The organism is Isoptericola variabilis, assembly GCF_050311655.1.
GTDB classification, from domain to species: domain Bacteria; phylum Actinomycetota; class Actinomycetes; order Actinomycetales; family Cellulomonadaceae; genus Isoptericola; species Isoptericola variabilis.
On record NZ_JBNOZM010000003.1, the window covers coordinates 247,263 to 265,704 of the forward strand.

Here is an 18,442-nt window from a genome sequence, read left to right on the forward strand (position 1 = left end):
GGTCGAGCGGTGCGAGTTCGGTCCACTTCCCGACCGATCTCGTACCGGATGACCGACCTCGCCACGCCAGTCATCTAATGAATCCTTCCAATCGACGATTGAATCGTGCTAATTTCCCGTGGCATGACCACATCGGCCGCAATGACGCGGCGCACGTTCGGGAAGCTGGCCGGGATCACCGCAACAGCGCTGCTGCCGTGGGCCCCGGCTCCACGCGCCTCCGCCTCGGGTCCGCCTGAGGTCGTCGAGACGGACACCCATGTCGTCGTGGACAACGGCCTCGTCCGCCTCACCGTCGACAAGTCGAATGGTCGGACCACCTCGCTCGTCCACGACGGCGTGAACCTGGTGGGCCGCGGGAACTACGACATGAACACCGTCCGCGAGGGCGGCGGCCTGCCGCTCCCGCCGGCGGACAACCACCTCACCGTCCGGCGCGAGCAGGACTTCGTCGACGTCGCGTACCACCACAGCCCGACCGGCGACATGCCGTGCTGGCTGGTGCGGCACCACGTCGTGCGCTCCGGCGAGGCCGGCATCCACCTCGCCTACAGCTACGACCACCCGGCCGCGCTGCACGGTTTCCGCACCGACCAGCACCGGTACGTCTTCTACACCGCGGGCGGCGTCTTCACGCACGCGTCGGTGGAGGACGACGCCGACGCCGTCCGGTGGCGCGAGGCCGCGGCCCGGATGCCCACGGGCGCCGAGATCTCGCGCGCCGAGATGGTGATGGACGCGACCTACGACCTCGAGGGCACCGGCTCCGCCTACCCCCGCCGCTACTACACGAAGTACGACTGGGCCGTGTCCATGAAGGACCACAGCCTGCACGGGCTGTACGGCGGCGGCTTCGGCATGTGGGCGGCGCTGCCGAACCTGGAGGGGTTCAGCGGCGGCCCGGTGCGGCAGGACCTGATCCTGCACCAGACCGGCGACACCCCGGTACTGCTCGTCGAGCCGCAGGCCACCCACTACGGCGCTCCGCCGGTGCGCGTCGCCGCCGGGCAGGCGTGGCAGAAGACGTACGGCCCGTACTTCGTCTACGTCAACAAGGGCGACGACCCGAAGGCGATGCGCCGCGACGCCGCCCGCCAGGCGCGGTTCGAGCGGCACGCGGAGTTCTACGACCGGCTCGCGATCGAGGGCTGGACGCCCACCGCGAAGCGCTCCCGCGTGCGCGGCACCGTCCAGGTTCCCGGCACGCCGAACCTCGACGGAGCCGTCGTCGTGCTGTCCGACGACGGCACGCCCATGCAGGACTCGGTGCTCGGCTACAACTACTGGGCGGACGTCGAGGAGGGCGGCCGATTCGTCCTGGACCACGTGCGGCCCGGCACCTACCGCCTCACGGTGTACGGCGGCGGCCTGTGGGGCGAGTACGTGATCGACGGCGTCGAGGTCGGCGCCGGCCAGGAGGTGACGCTGGGCCGCATGCTGTGGGAGCCCACGAGCCACGGGCGCACGGTGTTCCAGCTCGGCACCCCCACGCGCGACTCCCGGGAGTTCCGCCACGGCCGCGAGTTCCGACGGTACGGGCTGTTCGAGTCGTTCCACGACGACTTCCCCGACGGCGTCACCTACACGGTCGGGACGAGCACCCCGCAGGACTGGAACTACATCCAGTACCAGCGGTCCTACCCGGTGCAGGCGCCGGAGGGCACCGTGCTCCCCGAGGAGGCCGACGGCGTCTGGCTGTTCGACTTCGGCACCGCGTCCAGCCCCGTCGCCGACGGGTACCGGCGGGTCGCCCAGAACACCCTGTACGCCGCGGGCGGCGGGTTCGGCCTCGACCGCGCCGTCGACTCCCGCGACCGCGGGTCGGACGGCGACCTGCAGCGCGACTTCGTCGTCGGGTCCGGCTACACCTTCGCGGTTGACCTGCCCGACGGCGAGTACGAGGTCACCGTGCTCTCCGGCGACGACATCGCAGCGAACAGGACCCGGGTCTCGTTCGCCGGCGGGGAGCCGGTGGCTCTCGACTCGGCACGCGGCGAGTACGCCGTGCACACGGCGACGGTGACCGTCACCGGGGGCCGGCTCGACCTGGCGGCGAGCGGCGACGGCCGGATCAACGCCGTCGAGATCCTCGCCGCGGACGCCGCCCTCCCGGTGCTCGGGAGCCTCGAGGTCGACGGCGCGGACCTGGTGCCGGGCTTCAGCACCTTCCGGTCCGACTTCGCCGCGGACCTGCCCTGGGACCAGCAGTCCGTGACGGTCCGCGCCACCGGCCGCGGTGACGCACGGGTGACGATCGGGGGCGACGTCGTGCCGGAGGCGGGGCTCGCCGTCCCGCTCGACGCGCAGCGCACCGTCGTCGAGATCGTGGTGAGCGACGACGACGGGTCGGCGGCGCCGACGACGTACCGGCTGCACGTCACGCGGCAGGAGAGCCCGTGGCGCATCCTGTTCGACCTCGACCGCGCGCCGGAGGCGGGCGCGCAGGCGACCCTGACGATCGCGCTGGCGGCGTGGGCCATGGGCTCGGCGCTGCCGGTGCCGCCCGAGAACAGCAACCTCACGATCACGGTCAACGGCGAGCCGTTCGTCTGGACCTTCGGCCCCGAGGACGCCAAGGGGGCCACCTACCGCAGCGCCCGCGGCGGGCGGAACCACACCCGCGAGATCACGTTCGACGCGGGCCTGCTGAAGCGGACCGGCAACGAGATCACGCTGCAGATCAACGCCGGCGCCGAGCACCTGTGGAACGAGGCCGCCTACGACGCCGTCCGGCTCGAGATCGCCTGACCGACGCCGACCATGCAGCTGCGCACGTTCTGGAGTCCCAGAGCGTGCGCAGCTGCCTGTTCGGCGGCGTCCTAGCGGTCAAGGACCTCGCGGGACACGACGTCGGGCCGCAGGTCCAGGCGCCGCAGCAGCTGCGCGTTGAGCGCCACCACCACGGTGGACAGCGACATGAGCAGCGCGCCGACGGACATCGGCAGCACGAACCCGACCGGGGCGAGCACGCCCGCCGCCAGCGGCACCGACAGCAGGTTGTAGCCCGCCGCCCACCAGAGGTTCTGCTTCATCTTGCGGTAGCTGGCCCGCGACAGCTCGATCACGGACAGCACCGACCGGGGGTCGTCGCTGGCGAGGATGACCCCCGCCGACGCGATGGCGACGTCCGTGCCCGCGCCGATGGCGATGCCGACGTCGGCCTGCGCGAGCGCCGGGGCGTCGTTGACGCCGTCGCCGACCATCGCCACCTTGTGGCCCTCGGCCTGCAGCCCCGCCACGCGCGCCGACTTGTCCTCCGGCCGCACGCCGGCGAAGTACCGGTCGACGCCGAGCTCGTCCGCGACGGACCGGGCCACCGCCTCGGCGTCGCCCGTGATCATCACGACCTGCACGCCCAGCCGGTGCAGCGCCTCCACGGCCTCGGCGGACTCCGGCCGCACCTCGTCCGCGAGCTTCAGCCCGCCGACGACGACGCCGTCGCGCACCACGTGCAGGATGATGGCGCCGTCCGCGCGCCAGGCGTCCGCCTCGGCCACCTCGCCCACGCCCTGCTCCTCCAGCAGGCGCGGCCCTCCCACGCGCACCTCGTGCCCGTCGACCCTCGCGACGACGCCGACGGCGGGCGACGACGAGAAGTCCGTCGCGCGTCGGACGGCGACGCCGCGAGCCTCGGCCGCCCGGACGATCGCGCGGGCCAGCGGGTGCTCGCTGTCCGCCTCGGCGGCCGCCGCGAGCGCCAGCACGGCGTCCACGTCCAGGGCCGTGCCGGCCACCGTCGCGACGTCCGCCACCGTCGGCTCCCCCTTGGTAAGCGTGCCGGTCTTGTCGAAGAGGACGGCGTCCACGGTGCGCATGCTCTCGAGGGCCAGCCGGTCCTTGACGAGGACGCCGCCACGGGCGGCCCGCTCGGTGGCGATGGAGACGACCAGCGGGATGGCCAGCCCCAGCGCGTGGGGGCAGGCGATGACGAGGACGGTGATGGTGCGGATCACGGCGTCGTCCGGCAGCCCGAAGGCCGTCCACGCGACGGCGGTGACGACCGCCGCGCCCAGGGCGAACCAGAACAGCCACCCCGCGGCGCGGTCCGCGAGCCGCTGGGCCCGCGACGACGACGCCTGCGCCTCGGCGACCAGCCGCTGGATGCCGGCGAGGGCGGTGTCGTCGCCGGTCGCGGTGACCTCGACCCGCAGGCCGGAGTCGGTCGCGACCGTGCCGGCCGTGACGGCGTCGCCCACCGTGCGTCCCACCGTGCGCGACTCGCCGGTGACCATCGACTCGTCCATCTCCGCGCGACCGTCGACCACGCGGCCGTCGGCGGGGACGCTCCCGCCCGGCCGGACGAGGACGACGTCGCCCACCCGCAGGTCCGCCGGCGGCACGGTGACGACCTGCTCGCCCGCCGTGCCCTGCTCGACGCGCTCCGCCTCGTCCGGCAGCAGCGCCGCGAGCGAGTCGAGCGCGGAGGTGGTCTGCGCCAGGGACCGCATCTCGATCCAGTGGCCCAGCAGCATGATCACGACCAGCAGCGCGAGCTCCCACCAGAAGTCGAGCTGGTGGTCGAGCACGCCCAGGCTGGCGCCCAGCGACGCGACGAACGCGACGGTGATCGCCAGGCCGATGAGCAGCATCATCCCGGGCTTGCGCGCCCGCAGCTCCGACACCGCCCCCGTGAGGAACGGCCGGCCGCCCCACAGGTAGATCACCGTGCCGAGCACCGGCGAGACCCAGTCGACCCACGCCGCGTCCGGGAGCTCGTAGCCGAGCACCATCGCGAACATCGGCGACAGCGCGACGGTCGGCACCGCCAGCGCCAGCATGATCCAGAACAGGCGGCGGAACTGCCCGACATGGTCACCGTGACCGCCGTGACCGCCGTGGCTCGACATGTCGTGGCCGGCGTGCATGTCATGGCCGGCGTGCGGGTCGTGCGCGGTCATGTCGTGACCGGCGTGCATGTCGTGACCCTCGTGCGCGTGGTCGTTCTCCAGGACGCGCGCGGCGTCGGGGCGGCGGTGCCCCGTGTGCTGGTCGTGAGAGGAGTGGTCCACAGCTCGATCCTTGCCTCGGACGGACGGGTTCGCGATCTCGATGGATACCCCTAAGGGGTATCCCCGCTGCCGCCAACCATATACCCCCTCCCCGTATTCCGCGACCCCTAGCCTGTCGTCGCCGCGCCCGCGACCTGCCCCATCACCCTTGCCTTCGATCTACAACGATGGAAACATTCCTCGGGCACGCGAACGCTCACTGCGAGACCTCGACGAAGAGGAGCACCATGAACGCCCGCACCGCCTGGACCAGACTCGTCGCGACGGCCACCACGGCCGTGACCGCCGTCGCGCTCACCGCCGGCTCCGCCGTCGTCACGACCGCCGCGGCCGCCGACTACCCCGGACCCGGCGTCGTCACCGGCGACACCGGGGTGCACGACCCCGACGTCGTGCGCAAGCCCGACGGCACCTACCTCGTCGCCAGCACCGGCGAGGGTGTCCGCCTCAAGACGTCCACCGACCGCACGCGCTGGACCGACGTCGGCGCCGCGTTCCCGGGCGGCACGCCCTGGGCCGACCCGTACACCCGCGGCAGCACCCACCTGTGGGCGCCGGAGATCCATCACGCGAACGGCCAGTACTACCTCTGGTACTCGGCGTCGTCGTTCGGCGTGAACACGTCCGCGATCTTCCTGGCCACGAGCCCCACCGGCGACCCGGGCACCTGGACGCACCGGGGCAAGGTCGTCGAGTCGAGCACCTCCGACGACTTCAACGCCATCGATCCCGCGCTCGTCGTCGACGCCGACGGCGGGTGGTGGCTGAGCTTCGGCTCGTTCTGGTCGGGCATCAAGATGATCCGCCTCGACCCGACGTCCGGCCTGCGCTCGGGCACCGCGTTCCACGCGATCGCAGGCCGGGGCGGCGGCGCGATCGAGGCGCCCACCATCCACCGGCGCGGCGACTACTACTACCTCTACGTGTCGTTCGACGCGTGCTGCCAGGGCGCGGCCTCCACCTACCGCGTCATGGTCGGGCGCTCGACGTCGGTCACCGGCCCGTACGTCGACCGCGCCGGCGTGCCCATGACCCAGGGCGGCGGCACGCAGGTGCTCGCCGGTCACGGGTCGATCCACGGGCCCGGCCACCAGACCGTCTTCTCCGACGTCGACGCCGACGTGCTGATGTACCACTACTACGCGGACTCCGGGGCGTCGTTCCTCGGCATCAACCTGCTCGGCTACGACGCCGCCGGCTGGCCGTACGTCTACTGACGCTGCCACCCACCGCCGAACAGGCAGTTGTGCACGTTCTGACGGTTGAGATGGTGCACAACTGCCTGTTCGGCGCCGGGGCGGGCGGGCCCAGGGAACAATCGCGCGAGGCCGTGCGTTGGGGCAGGGCCCCGTACACCGTACGAAAGAGGTCCCGTGCCCCAGCCCTCCCCGCAGGTCTCCACCACCACCACGACCGACGCCGACGCCGACGCCGTCACGAGCGCGATCGAGGAGGAGCAGGCCGCGCTCGACGCCGCATGGTCACGACGCACCACGGTCCTCGACGACCTGGAGGCCGCGCTCGCCAGCGCCCGCCCCGAGGACGCCGCGGCCCGCGCGCGGATCGCGCGGCTGCGGGCGCGGCGCGCGGAGGTGCGTGCGGCGGACCACGGCCTGATCTTCGGCCGGCTCGACGGCGACGACGGCTCGGTGCGCCGGCTCGGCCGCGTCGGGCTGCCCGGCGCCACGGATGACGACGAGCCGCTGGTCGTGGACTGGCGTGCCGCCGTCGCCCGTCCGTTCTACACGGCGACGCCGGTGGACCCGCAGGGCGTGCGCCGCCGCCGGCACGTGCGCACCCGCGGGCCGGAGGTGGTGGGCGTCGACGACGAGCCGCTCGACGGAGGGCTCGACGACTCGGGCCTCGTCGGCGAGGGGGCGCTGCTCGCCGCGCTGGACGAGCGGCGCACCGGCCGGATGGGCACCGCCGTCGCCACCCTGCAGCGGGAGCAGGACGACGTGGTGCGCGCGGACGCCCGCACCCCGCTCGTGGTGCAGGGCGGCCCGGGCACGGGCAAGACGGTCGTGGCGCTGCACCGCGTGGCCTACCTGCTGTTCGCGCAGCCGCACCTGGCGGAGCGCGGCGTGCTCGTGCTGGGCCCGTCGACGCGGTTCCTCGACTACATCGCCCAGGTGCTCCCGGCGCTCGGGGAGACGGCGGTCGTCTCCGCCACCTGCGACACGCTCGTGCCGGGCGTGCGGCCCACGCGCTCCGAGGGTCGCGACGTCGCGGAGCTCAAGGGGCGGTCGTCGTGGCTCCCGGCGCTGCGCGGGTTCGCCGCGTCGCTCGAACCGGACGACGGCCCGCTGGCCCTGGTGCTCGACGGCGAGGAGTACGTGCTCCCCGCGGCCCAGGTGGCCGCCGCGCGCCGCGCCGCGGCCGGCGCGGGCTCCTACCACCGCGCCCGCGACCGGGTGACCGACCGCGTGCACGACCTCCTCGTCGACGCCGTCGCCGACCGCCAGGCCGAGCTCCTCGCCCGCGCGGAGGAGGGGTTCGAGGACGTGCTGGGCCAGCTCGACGCCCGGCTCGCCGCCGCCGACGACCGCGCCCTGCCCACCGGGGCGACGGGCTCCGACGTCGACGGCGTGCTCTCGGACGCGGACCTGGAGGCGCTGCGCGAGCGCGTCGCCGTCGACCCCGGCGTCGCCGCCACGCTCGACGCCTGGTGGCCGCGCCGCGACCCGGCGACCGAGCTCGCCCGCCTGCTGCACGACCCTGACCTCCTGGCCGCGCACGCCCCCGACCTCGCCCCCGCGGAGGTCGCGCGCGTCGTCGCCGAGCCCGCCGGAGGCGCGGACGGCTGGGCGAGCAGCGACGTCCCGCTCCTCGACGCCCTCGCCGACCTGCTCGGCGAACCGCGCGACGACGGCGCCGAACAGCCCGACGACGCCGACAGTGCCGACGGTGCCGACGACGAGCCCGACGGCGGCGTCTTCGTCGCCGCGCGGGCTGCCGCGCGCCAGGACTGGACGTACGGGCACGTCGTCGTGGACGAGGCGCAGGAGCTGTCCGGCATGCAGTGGCACATGGTGGTGCGCCGCTGCCCCACCCGGTCCGTCACTGCCGTCGGCGACATCGACCAGGCCTCGTCGGCGCACCGGCAGACCGACTGGGGCGAGGCCGTCGGCGACGCGCTCGGCGACCGCTGGCGGCGCGCCGACCTCACCATCTGCTACCGCACCCCGCGCGAGGTCATGGAGCTCACCGTCCCCGTGCTGCGCCGCGCGGGCAGCCGCAACGACCCGCCGCGCGCCGTCCGGTCCGCCCCGGTCACGCCCTGGCGGGCCGACGCCGACGAGCGCACCTGGCCGGACGTCGCCGCCGACGCCGTCGTCGGGATGGCCGGGCGTTACGAGGGCGGCACGGTCGGCGTCGTCGCCCCCGCGGCCCGGCTGGCCGCGCTGCGCGAGACGCTGCCGGAGGGCGTGCCCGCGCTGTCCGCGACGGACGCCAAGGGCCTCGAGTGGGACGGCGCCGTCGTGGTCGACCCGGACGGGATCGCGGCCGAGCCGCGGGGCTGGAACGGGCTCTACGTGGCGCTCACCCGGTGCACGCAGGAGCTGGCCCAGGTGACGGTCTCCTGACGGTCGAGTGCGGGTTTGCACCCTCTGACCTTCCTCAAATCTCCTGCGGGCGCTCGGCCCCGGCCGCCAAGATGACGACGCGACATCAACCGCCGTGAGCAGTGAAGCGAGGAACTCCCATGCGCGTCCTGGTGACCGGAGGCGCCGGGTACGTCGGGTCTCACACGGTGCTCCGGCTCCTCGGGGCCGGGCACGACGTCGTCGTGGTGGACGACTTCTCCCGGGGCGTCCCGGCGGCGCTGGAGCGGGTCGAGATCCTGGCGGGCCGGCCCGTGCCGGTGCACGTCTTCGACGGTGCGGACATCGACGCCCTCGAGCGGCTCTTCGACGCCGAGGGCTTCGACGCCGTGCTGCACCTGGCCGGCATCAAGAGCCCGAGCGCCCGCGGCGTACGGCCGCTGGACAGTTACGAGACCAACCTCGGCACCACGTTCACGCTGCTGCGCTGCATGGCCTGGTACGGCGTCGACCGCCTCGTCGTGTCGTCGTCGGGCGCCGTGTACGGGGAGGGCCGCGACCTGCCGCACGCCGAGGACGCCCCGCTCGCGCCCACCGGCCCGGTCGGCCGCAGCCACGCGATGAACGAGCAGATCCTGCGCGACGTCGTGGCCGACGCCGGCCCCGCCCTGCGGGTGGGCGTCGTACGGCACTTCTCCGCGGCGGGCGCGCACCCCTCGGGCTCCCTCGGGCCCGACCGGACCGGGGCGTCGGCGAGCCTGCTCACCGCGGTCGCGGAGGCGGCGGCGGGGCTGCGCGACGGCCTCGAGGTGTACGGCGTCGACCACCCGACCCCCGACGGCACGACCATGCGCGACTACGTGCACGTGGACGACCTGGCCGCCGGGCACGTCGCGGCCCTGGCCGCGCTCGGCGACACGGACGAGCAGCTGTCCACCTGGAACCTCGGCAGCGGTCGCCCCACCAGCGTGCTCGAGCTGGTCCGGGCGTTCGAGGCCGCCACGGGCCGCACCGTGCCGTACCGCGTCGGCGCCCGCCGGGAGGGTGACGTCGCCGTGTCGTACGCGGACCCCGCCCGCGCGGAGGCCGAGCTCGGCTGGAGCGCTTCCCGCGGCATCGAGGACATCTGCCTGGACCTGTGGCGCTGGCACCAGCGCAACCCGGCCGGGTACCCCACGTCCCTCGCCCCGTCCGCCCCGTGGCGCGGCGGCGTCGGCCACCGGCTGCGCCTCGTCTCCGCCGTGCCGGCCGCCGCGGCCTGGTAGACGCCCTCGGCCCTAGTCCTTGGTGTCGCGGTAGTACCGCAGCGCGCCGGGGTGCAGCTCCACCGGGTCGGTGAAGATCGCCCGCACCCGGTCGAGGTTCGCCGCCGACGGCACCTGCGCCGCGATCTGCCCCCGCGCGTCGAACAGGGTGGACACCAGCGTGCGGGCCTCGGCCTCCGGCATGTCGGCGCGCACCATGAGGAAGTTCGGCACCGCGAGCGTCTCGACCACGCGCGACGACCCGTACATGCCCTCGGGCACGATGCCGTGCCGGTAGCCGCTGCCGTACCGGGACCGCACCTCCTCGACCAGGTCGCCCAGCGGCACGAGCCGCACCGGGACGTCGTCGGCGAGCGCCGTCAGGCCCGGGGTGCGCAGGCCGCCGGACCAGAAGAACGCGTCGATCTCCCCCGTCCGCAGCGCCTCGAGCGAGGCGTCCAGGCCGAGGCGGGCGTCGGTGAGGTCGGCGGAGGGCACGTCCGCCGCCGCGAGCAGCCGGTGGGCGATGAGGGCCGTGCCGGACTGCGGCGCCCCGAGGGAGACCTTCTTGCCCCGGAGGTCGTCGATGGTGCGCACGTCGGAGTCGGCGGGGACCACGAGGTGCAGGAAGTCGTCGTACACGCGGGCCAGGGCGCGCACCTCGAGCGGCTCGTCGAAGTCGCCCTCCCCCGCGACGGCGTCCCGTGCGGCGTCGGCGGCGCTGAACGCCACCTGGGCCGAGCCGGCGTCGAGGCTCTCGAGGTTCTCCACCGACCCGCCGGACTCGTCGACCTCGACCGGCAGGTCGTAGCGGTCCTCGAGCACCTGCGCCAGCGCCGTCCCGTACGCGTGGTAGATCCCGGTCGAGCCGCCGGTCGCCACGGTGAGCGCGTCGGGGCGCTGCCCGTCCCACGGGTCGCCGGCGCCGTCGTCCCCGACGCAGCCGGCGACCGCGGGCAGGGCCAGCAGCGTCGCGGCCAGCGCGGCCGTCAGGCGCGCCGCCCTCACGAGACCACCTCCGCCGGACCGGCGGCGGGCGCCCCCACCGCGAGCGCGGGCACGCGCAGCCGCACCTCCAGGCCGCCGCCGTCGGGCAGGCCGAGGCGCAGCCCGCCCCCGCCCGTGGCGAGCAGCTCGGACGCGATGGCGAGGCCCAGCCCGGAGCCCCGCACCGTACTGTGGCCGGGCGAGCGCCAGAACCGCTCCGCGAGGCGGTCCAGCTCCTCGGGCGGCACGCCCGCGCCGTGGTCGCGCACCACCACCTCGACGACGCCGCCGGGCGGTCCGTCCCCCGTGGTCACCGAGACGTCGACGCGGCCGCCGTCGGGCGAGAACTTCACCGCGTTGTCGAGGACGGCGTCGAACGCGCACTCGAGCACGATGGAGCTCAGCTCGGCCCACGCGGCGTCGTCGGGGCCGGTGAAGGTGAGCTCCCGCCCGACGGCGACGAGCCGCCAGCTGTCCACCCGCCGCGCGATCAGCTCGGCGACGTCCAGCGGGCGGGCGTCCGCGGCCAGGTTCGCGTCGTCGGCCAGGAGCAGCAGGGCGTCGAGGATGTGCGCCATGCGCACCGCCTCAGCGCGGACGTGCGCCACCTCGGTGGCGTGCTCGGGCGGCGTCGACAACGCCAGGTCCTCCACGCGCAGCATCAGCGCGTTGAGGGGGTTGCGCAGCTCGTGCGACGCGTTCGAGACGAACTCCTGCTGCCGGTGCATGGAGTGCTCCACCTGGGCGGCCATCGCGTTGAACCGCGTGATGACCTCGCGCAGCTCGGGCGGCCCGGTGGACGGCGGGATGCGGGCGTCGAGCCGCCCCCGCCCGATCTCGCCCATCGCCGTGTCGACGGCGCGCACCGGCCGCAGTACCCAGCCGGCGGTGCGGTGCGCGATGACGACGGCCAGCACGCACATGGCCAGGCCCGCCGCGACGAGGATGCCCCAGCTCGACCAGATGCTGCGGGAGACCTCCTCCGCGTCGGACACGGTGACGACCGCCCCCACCAGGTCGCCGCCGTCGTACACGGGCTCGGCGACGACCACCCGGTCGGCCTTCCACGGCAGCGCGCGAGCGCCGCCTGCCGCTCGTCCACCCCCTGCGGGTCGAGCCCGTTCGTGGCCCACGTGGCACCCGACTGGTCGATGACGGCGGCCTCCACCCCGTACACCTCGCGGTAGCGGTCCAGGTCGCCCTGGACGATCGCCGGGTCGTCCGCGGTCAGCGACTGCCGGGCCGTGATCACGAGGTAGCCCGAGTCCGCGAGCCGGTCGAGGTAGACCTCCTGCTGGTTCGCCCGCGCGACGTTGCCCGCGTACGCGGTGCCGAGCAGCGCCAGGACCAGCACGCAGGGCACGAACAGGATGATCGCCAGCCGGGTCCGCATCGACGCCTACGCCCCCGCGCCCGCGGGCCCGCCGCCGTCGGGCGCCGCCACCCGGTAGCCCACGCCACGCACCGTCTCCACGACGTCGGGCTCGCCGAGCTTGCGGCGCAGCGACGCGACGTGCACCTCGAGCGTGCGGCCCAGGCCCTTCCAGCTGGAGCCCCACACGTCGCGCAGGATCCGCTCGCGCGTGAGCACCGAGCCCTGCTGGCGCACGAGCAGCGCGAACAGGTCGAACTCCTTGCGGGTCAGCTCGACGACGGCGCCCACGGTGTCCCCCACCAGGTCGCTCGTGCGGCGCACCTCGCGCCGGGCCAGGTCCACCACCAGGCCGCGGACCCGGACGCGCGCGTCGGGGGTCTCGGCGCGGGCGCCGTCCCACTCGCGCCCCCGGCCGCGCCGCATGACGGCGTCGATGCGGGCGAGCACCTCGCGCACGTCGTACGGCTTGGTCACGTAGTCGTCCGCACCGAGCTCGAGGCCGCGGATGCGCGCGTCGAGCCGCGTGCGCGCCGTGACCATGATGATCGGGGTGTCCGAGACGCGGCGGATGCGGCGGCAGACCTCGAAGCCGTCGACGTCGGGGAGCGACAGGTCGAGCAGCACCATGTCGGTGCGCGGGCTCAGCTCGCGCAGCGCGGACGCGCCGTCGCGCGCGCGGACCACCTCGTAGCCGTGCCGTCCGAGCACGGACACGAGCGCGCCGGCGACATGGTCGTCGTCCTCGACCACGAGCAGCTGCACGGGACCGTCCCTCCGTCGGGCGCTTCGAGGGCGCCAGGGTAGCGGAGCGTCGCCCCGCCGTCAGAGCCAGCCCACACGGCGGAAGACGCGGTAGAGCACCACGCAGCCGACCGCCATGAGGAGCAGCGCGAACGGGTAGCCGAGCAGCCAGTGCAGCTCGGGCATGTGGTGGAAGTTCATGCCGTAGATCCCCGCGATCACCGTGGGGTACACGAGGATCGCCGCCCACGCCGAGATCTTGCGCATGTCCTCGTTCTGCCGCACCGACACCTGTGACAGGTGCACCTGGAGCATGTCGGAGAGCAGGTCGTCGTGGGCGTCGAGGTGCCGGTCGATGCGCTCGACGGTCGACGCCACCCGCTCCAGCGTGCGCCGGTCGGCGACGACGCGGCGCTCGTCGGTGGTGAGCTCGGGCAGCTCCGCGGACACCGGCAGCAGCGCCCGCCGCGCCTCCGTGATCTCCCGCTTGAGGTCGTACAAGCGCTGCACCGGGTCCGCCGTCGCGCGGTCGAAGACGACGCGCTCCGTGTCGGCGACGGCGTCACCCAGCGCGACCTCCACCTCCGACGCCACCCCCACCAGGCCCAGCACGACGGCGAGCGCCACCCGTTGCGCTCCCGACCCGTGCGTGGGGCCCGGGCCGCGCAGGCGGTCCAGCGCGTGCTCGCGCACGCCCGCGTCGCCGGCCTCGAACGTCAGCACCGCGTCCGGGCCGGCGAGCACGCCCAGCTCGCCGGTGTGCACCTGCCGGTCGTGCTCGGTGTACCAGACCGTCGGCGTGAGCACCGCCACCCAGTCGTCGTCGAGCCAGCGCACCGCCGCCACCGGGCGCTTCGGCACGGCTTTCGTCTCGAGGTGGACGTGCGCGAGCCGCTCCCGCAGCGCCGGGTCGATCTCCTCCGCCGCGGTCAGGAACGACGCCTTGTCCGTGACGTGCAGCCAGCGCGCCGGGTGGTCGTCGTCCGCGGACGACGCCGGAGCACCGCGCGGCCCGACGAACCACTCCCCCGCGCCCGCCGGCGTCTCCGTCCTGCTCGTCCGGTCCGTCACTCCCGCATTCTCAGACGAACCGGGCCGAACGGCGCGGCGGGACGCGGTCCTCGCCCGTCACGGCGGCACTTCGGGCTCGCCGCGGCAGTTCGAACTGCCGCGGCGAGACGAAACTGCCGCGCTGGTCGTCACCTGCCGACCGGCACCGCCTCGGGGGCCGGACGGGCGTCCGCCGCCCGCCGCGCGACCCATGCCGCGCCCGCCCCGGCGACGACGAAGACCGCGCCCAGCACCAGCCAGCCGGGCGTGCCGAAGCGGATGGGCAGCGCGGTGACGACGACGGGCGCGGCCATGCCGGCGAGCGCGTACCCGGTCTGCGACAGCCCCTGGTAGGCGCCGGCGCGGCGCGGGTCGGCGAGCTCGAACGCCATGCCCCATCCGCCGGCCTCCGACAGCACCTCGCCGAGGGAGTGCGCGACGGCGGCGAGCAGCAGCAGCGCGGTCGCGGCGACGAGGCTGCCGTACCCGGCCGCCGCGTACAGCACGCACGCGCCTGCCAGCAGGACGGCGCCCCGGCGCACGGCCCGCCCGGCCGCCCGCACGTCGTGGGTGCCGCGGGACGCGCGCACCTGGAGCAGCGCCACCAGCGCCGTGTTGACCACCAGCAGCGCGGAGACGACGGCGGTCGGCGCGTCGGTGGTCGCGACCCACAGCGGCACCCCCACGGTCATGACGCCGAACTGCATGGCGACGACGGCGTTGAGCACGACGCTGGCGACGTACGTGCGGTCGCGCAGGGGGTGCACCCCGGCGACGGCCCGGTCGCCGGGCTCGGTGGTCGAGCCCGTGTCCCGCGCGACGGCGGCGGGCGCGTCGGCGAGCATCCGCGCGGCCAGCTCGGGCACGCGGCGCGGCAGCCGGACCAGCGGCACGACGGCGCCGAGCAGCAGCACCGCCGTCGCGACCATCGCGGTGCGGTAGGCGGCCGCGGTGTCGACCAGCAGCGCGACGGCCGCGGCGAGGGTGCCGAGCCCGATGAGCACGTTGGTCACGACGCGCAGCCGGGCGCGGACGTCGACGCGCTCGGGCCCGGTGAACCACCGGGCCAGCAGCGCCTGGCGCGCCGTGGACTGCACGCCGCGACCCGCGCTGACGACGACCGCCACGGCGGTGAACGTCACGGCGTCGGAGGTGAACGAGTACGCCGCGAGCGCCAGCGCCTGCGCGAGCAGGCCCCACACCTGCACGCGGTGCGCGCCGCGCCGGTCCGACCAGCGCCCGGCGAAGTACGACCCGAGCACGCCCGCGCCGCCGGCGATGCCGAGACCCAGCCCGACCGTCCCGGCGGACAGCCCGACGACGCGCGTGAAGTACAGCACGGACACCGTGTAGAAGATCCCCGTCGACGCGGCGAACGCCATGGTCGAGACGGTGAGGGCGCGCGCCACGGGGTCCCGCGGCAGGAGGGTCTGGATCACGGCACCAGTAGGGACCGTCCGTCCGCGCCCCGGAACGGATGTAGCGCTGCGCTACATCTATGCTCACGAGGTGGGACGGAGCCGCTGATGGGATGGATGCACTACGAGCTGGCCGGCATGGACCTCGCCGACGTCCGTTTCGCCGTCTCCCCGCTGAACGAGCTGGTGCTGTCGCTGCGGGCGTGGCGCGACCCCGGTCGCTTCCCCGTGCACCTGCCGTGGCTGCGTCGCGTGCAGGAGGCCCGTCCCACGCTCGACGGCGAGATGCTGCTCGCGCTGACCAACGACGTGATGTGGACGCCGGACTTCCTCACGCCACGCCCGGGCAGCCCGCTCACCCGGCTCGACGACGAGCTCGCCGGCGTGGCCGCCGTCGACGACGCGGTCGTGCTGCACGACCTCGCCGCGGTGCACCCGGGCGGCCTGCCCGCCCCGCTGCGCGGCCCGCTCCCCCGGGTGCGGCGCCGGATGCTCGATGCGCTCACCGGCTACTGGGACGCGTGCTTCGCGCCCGTCTGGCCGCGGATGCGCGCCGTGCTCCAGGCCGACGTCGTGCACCGCGGCACGGTGATCTCGGCCCGCGGCGCGGGCGCGATGTTCGCCGACCTCTCCCCACGGGTCTCGTTCGCCGACGGCGTGGTGAGCGTCCGCCTCGGGACGCTCAGCGGAGAGTTCCACCGCTCCACCACCGGCGCGGGGCTCACGCTCGTGCCCACGCTGTTCACCCGCGCGGCGTCGGCCCCGATCTCGCCGGAGGAGCCGCCCATGATCATGTACGGCGCGCGCGGCACGGGCACGCTGTGGCAGGCCGAGCGGCACGTGGCGGGCGACGCCCTCGTCGCGGTCCTGGGTCGCGCTCGGGCCGGGCTCCTCACGGCCCTGGAGCAGCCGGCGTCGTCCACCGACCTCGCCCGCCGCCTCGACGTCACGACGAGCGCCGTCAACCAGCACCTGCGGGTGCTGCGCGACGCCGGCCTGCTGACCTCTGCCCGCTCCGGCCGGTCCGTGCTGTACCTGCGCTCGGAGGTGGGCGACGCCCTGGTGGGCGGCAGCGGCCGCGAGGCCCGGTGACAAACTCCACAGTCCGGCCTCCCTTCTCCCGACAGTTTCCCGACGTCGCGTTGGTATCGTTCCCGACGTGACGTCGGCAACTGATGCCGGCGCGGAAGGGAGCACGATGTTTCTGGCGTGGCGCGAGCTGGTGTTCGCGCGGGCACGGTTCGGCCTGATGGGAGGTGTCGTCGCCCTCGTGGCGATCCTCGTCGTCATCCTCTCGGGCCTCTCCTCGGGGCTCGTGAACGACGGCGTCTCCGGGCTCAAGAAGCTCCCCGTGACGGCGTTCGCGTTCGACGAGGGCACCCCCGTCGACTCGGCGTTCTCCCGCAGCACGGTGGAGCGGGACCAGGCGGCCCGGTGGGCGGAGCAGGACGGCGTCGCCGACGCCGCGCTGTTCGGCAACCAGCTCGTCAACGCGGAGGGCCCCGACGGCGAGGCCGTCGACCTGGCCCTCTTCGGCGTCGAGCCCGACTCGTTCCTCGCCCCCGCCCCCGGCCTCGTCACCCAGGGCGACGGGCTCGGGCCGCGCGACGGGATCGTCGTCAGCGAGACCGTGACCGACCTCGGGCTCGGCGTCGGCGACACCGTGACCGTGGACCGGCTCGGCACCGAGCTGACGATCGTCGGCGTGCTCGACGGCCAGCACACCTACGGGCACGTGGACGTCGCGTACGTCCCCCTCGCCACCTGGCAGGAGATCCACGCCGGCGCCGGGCCCGGCGACGAGGTGCGGCCCGACGCCTACGACGAGGCGACCGCCGTCGCGCTCGCCGAGGCCGACGGCGCGGACCTCGACCTCGCGGCCGCCTCCGCGGGCACCGGCACCGCCGCCGTGCCCCTCGAGGACTCGTTCGAGGGGTCGCCGGGGTACGCGGCCGAGACGCTCACGCTCGACCTCATCCAGACGTTCCTGTACGCCATCTCCGCCCTCGTGGTCGGCGCCTTCTTCACGGTGTGGACCATCCAGCGCCGGCACGAGATCGCCGTCGCCCGCGCCATGGGCGCCCGCACGGGCTACCTGGTCCGCGACGCCCTGGGGCAGGCGGCGGTCGTCCTCGTCGGCTCGACGGCGGTGGGCGTGGGCGTCGGCGTCGGGTTCGGCGCCCTCCTGACGTCCACGCCCATGCCGTTCTCGCTCGAGCCCGTGCCGGTGGCAGCCGCCGCCGCGCTGCTGATCGTGCTCGGGCTCCTCGGCGCGGCCGCCGCCGTCGGCCGCATCGCCCGCGTCGACCCGCTCACCGCCCTCGGAGGACAGCGATGACCCAGCCCGCCCCCACCACCCTCGCCGCCGAGCCGCGCTCCGCCGCGGGCGACGGCCTCCGCCTGAGGGACGTCACCCTCACCCTGGGCGACGGCGACACCACCGTGACGGCGCTCGACCACGTCGACCTCGCCGTCCCGGCGGGCGAGCTGCTCGCCGTCGTCGGCCCGTCCGGCGCCGGCAAGTCGAGCCTGCTCGCCGTCGCCGGGGCGCTCACCCGGCCGGACTCCGGCACCGTCCTGGTGGACGGCGCGGACGTCGGCTCCCTCTCCGCCTCGCGCCAGGCGCGGCTGCGGCGCGAACGGATCGGCTTCGTGTTCCAGTCGGGCAACCTCCTGCCCGCGCTCTCCGCTGTCGACCAGCTGCGCTTCGCCCTGCACGCCACGGGGCGCAAGGCCACGGGCTCCGCGCGGTCGCCGCTCGAGCTCCTGGAGCAGGTCGGCATGGCGCACAAGGCCGGCCGCCGGCCGCACGAGCTGTCGGGCGGCGAGCGCCAGCGCGTCGGCATCGCCCGCGCGCTGGTGACGACCCCGGCGCTCCTGCTCGTCGACGAGCCGACCGCGGCGCTCGACCGCGCGCGCAGCCACGACGTCGTCGAGCTGCTCGCGGCCGAGACGCACGAGCACGGCGTCGCGACCGTCATGGTCACGCACGACCACGACGTGCTGGAGCACTGCGACCGGGTGGTGCGGATGGAGGATGGGAGACTGGTCGACTGACCGTCACGCCCCGGGC

The 18,442-nt window shown here is 74.8% G+C and carries 13 protein-coding genes; 7 read left to right on the forward strand and 6 right to left on the reverse strand.

Annotated elements, in window-relative coordinates; translation table 11 throughout:
• Window positions 1-123: 123 nt before the first annotated feature.
• The gene (locus ACQP60_RS08320) at window positions 124-2,748 is read left to right on the forward strand and encodes a polysaccharide lyase family protein (RefSeq protein ID WP_429730587.1); all 2,625 of its coding nucleotides are present in this window, start codon (window positions 124-126) and stop codon (window positions 2,746-2,748) included.
• Between the two features lie 71 nt (window positions 2,749-2,819).
• Here ACQP60_RS08320 and ACQP60_RS08325 read toward each other — a convergent pair whose 3' ends face one another.
• Entirely contained in the window at window positions 2,820-4,898 is a 2,079-nt protein-coding gene (locus ACQP60_RS08325) for a heavy metal translocating P-type ATPase (protein WP_429731407.1), read from the reverse strand.
• A 338-nt stretch (window positions 4,899-5,236) separates the two neighbouring features.
• Between ACQP60_RS08325 and ACQP60_RS08330 the strand changes: the two genes are divergently transcribed.
• The 3 genes from ACQP60_RS08330 to galE all read left to right on the forward strand — a co-directional run bounded on the left by ACQP60_RS08330 (window position 5,237) and on the right by galE (window position 9,819).
• On the forward strand, window positions 5,237-6,226 hold the full coding sequence (locus ACQP60_RS08330) for an arabinan endo-1,5-alpha-L-arabinosidase (protein WP_429730589.1): 990 nt from the start codon (window positions 5,237-5,239) through the stop codon (window positions 6,224-6,226).
• 156 nt (window positions 6,227-6,382) lie between these two features.
• Window positions 6,383-8,596, forward strand: coding sequence for a HelD family protein (locus tag ACQP60_RS08335; protein WP_429730592.1), 2,214 nt, complete (start codon window positions 6,383-6,385; stop codon window positions 8,594-8,596).
• A 119-nt stretch (window positions 8,597-8,715) separates the two neighbouring features.
• Window positions 8,716-9,819, forward strand: coding sequence for a UDP-glucose 4-epimerase GalE (galE, locus tag ACQP60_RS08340; RefSeq protein ID WP_429730595.1), 1,104 nt, complete (start codon window positions 8,716-8,718; stop codon window positions 9,817-9,819).
• A gap of 12 nt (window positions 9,820-9,831) precedes the next feature.
• On the opposite strand, the gene ACQP60_RS08345 is transcribed toward galE, so the two are convergent.
• From ACQP60_RS08345 to ACQP60_RS08365, 5 genes are all read right to left on the reverse strand, one after another.
• Entirely contained in the window at window positions 9,832-10,806 is a 975-nt protein-coding gene (locus tag ACQP60_RS08345) for a TAXI family TRAP transporter solute-binding subunit (RefSeq protein ID WP_429730598.1), read from the reverse strand.
• A complete protein-coding gene (locus ACQP60_RS08350; protein WP_429730601.1) occupies window positions 10,803-11,837 on the reverse strand; it encodes a sensor histidine kinase in 1,035 nt (344 codons plus the stop codon). Before ACQP60_RS08350 ends, ACQP60_RS08345 begins: the two co-directional genes overlap by 4 nt.
• A 347-nt stretch (window positions 11,838-12,184) precedes the next feature.
• The gene (locus ACQP60_RS08355) at window positions 12,185-12,922 is read right to left on the reverse strand and encodes a response regulator transcription factor (RefSeq protein WP_429730604.1); all 738 of its coding nucleotides are present in this window, start codon (window positions 12,920-12,922) and stop codon (window positions 12,185-12,187) included.
• A gap of 60 nt (window positions 12,923-12,982) precedes the next feature.
• On the reverse strand, window positions 12,983-13,972 hold the full coding sequence (locus ACQP60_RS08360; protein ID WP_429730607.1) for a CorA family divalent cation transporter: 990 nt from the start codon (window positions 13,970-13,972) through the stop codon (window positions 12,983-12,985).
• A 128-nt stretch (window positions 13,973-14,100) separates the two neighbouring features.
• On the reverse strand, window positions 14,101-15,390 hold the full coding sequence (locus ACQP60_RS08365) for an MFS transporter (protein WP_429730610.1): 1,290 nt from the start codon (window positions 15,388-15,390) through the stop codon (window positions 14,101-14,103).
• Window positions 15,391-15,477: 87 nt separating this feature from the next.
• Here ACQP60_RS08365 and ACQP60_RS08370 point away from each other — a divergent pair, with 87 nt between their 5' ends.
• The 3 genes from ACQP60_RS08370 to ACQP60_RS08380 all read left to right on the forward strand — a co-directional run bounded on the left by ACQP60_RS08370 (window position 15,478) and on the right by ACQP60_RS08380 (window position 18,426).
• Window positions 15,478-16,461, forward strand: a complete 984-nt coding sequence (locus ACQP60_RS08370; RefSeq protein WP_429730612.1) for an ArsR/SmtB family transcription factor — start codon at window positions 15,478-15,480, stop codon at window positions 16,459-16,461.
• A 106-nt stretch (window positions 16,462-16,567) separates the two neighbouring features.
• The gene (locus ACQP60_RS08375) at window positions 16,568-17,707 is read left to right on the forward strand and encodes an ABC transporter permease (RefSeq protein WP_429730615.1); all 1,140 of its coding nucleotides are present in this window, start codon (window positions 16,568-16,570) and stop codon (window positions 17,705-17,707) included.
• Window positions 17,704-18,426 (forward strand): ABC transporter ATP-binding protein, encoded by a 723-nt coding sequence (locus ACQP60_RS08380; RefSeq protein WP_429730618.1) that lies wholly within the window; start codon window positions 17,704-17,706, stop codon window positions 18,424-18,426. The genes ACQP60_RS08375 and ACQP60_RS08380 overlap by 4 nt, the downstream gene beginning before the upstream one ends.
• Window positions 18,427-18,442 lie beyond the last annotated feature (16 nt).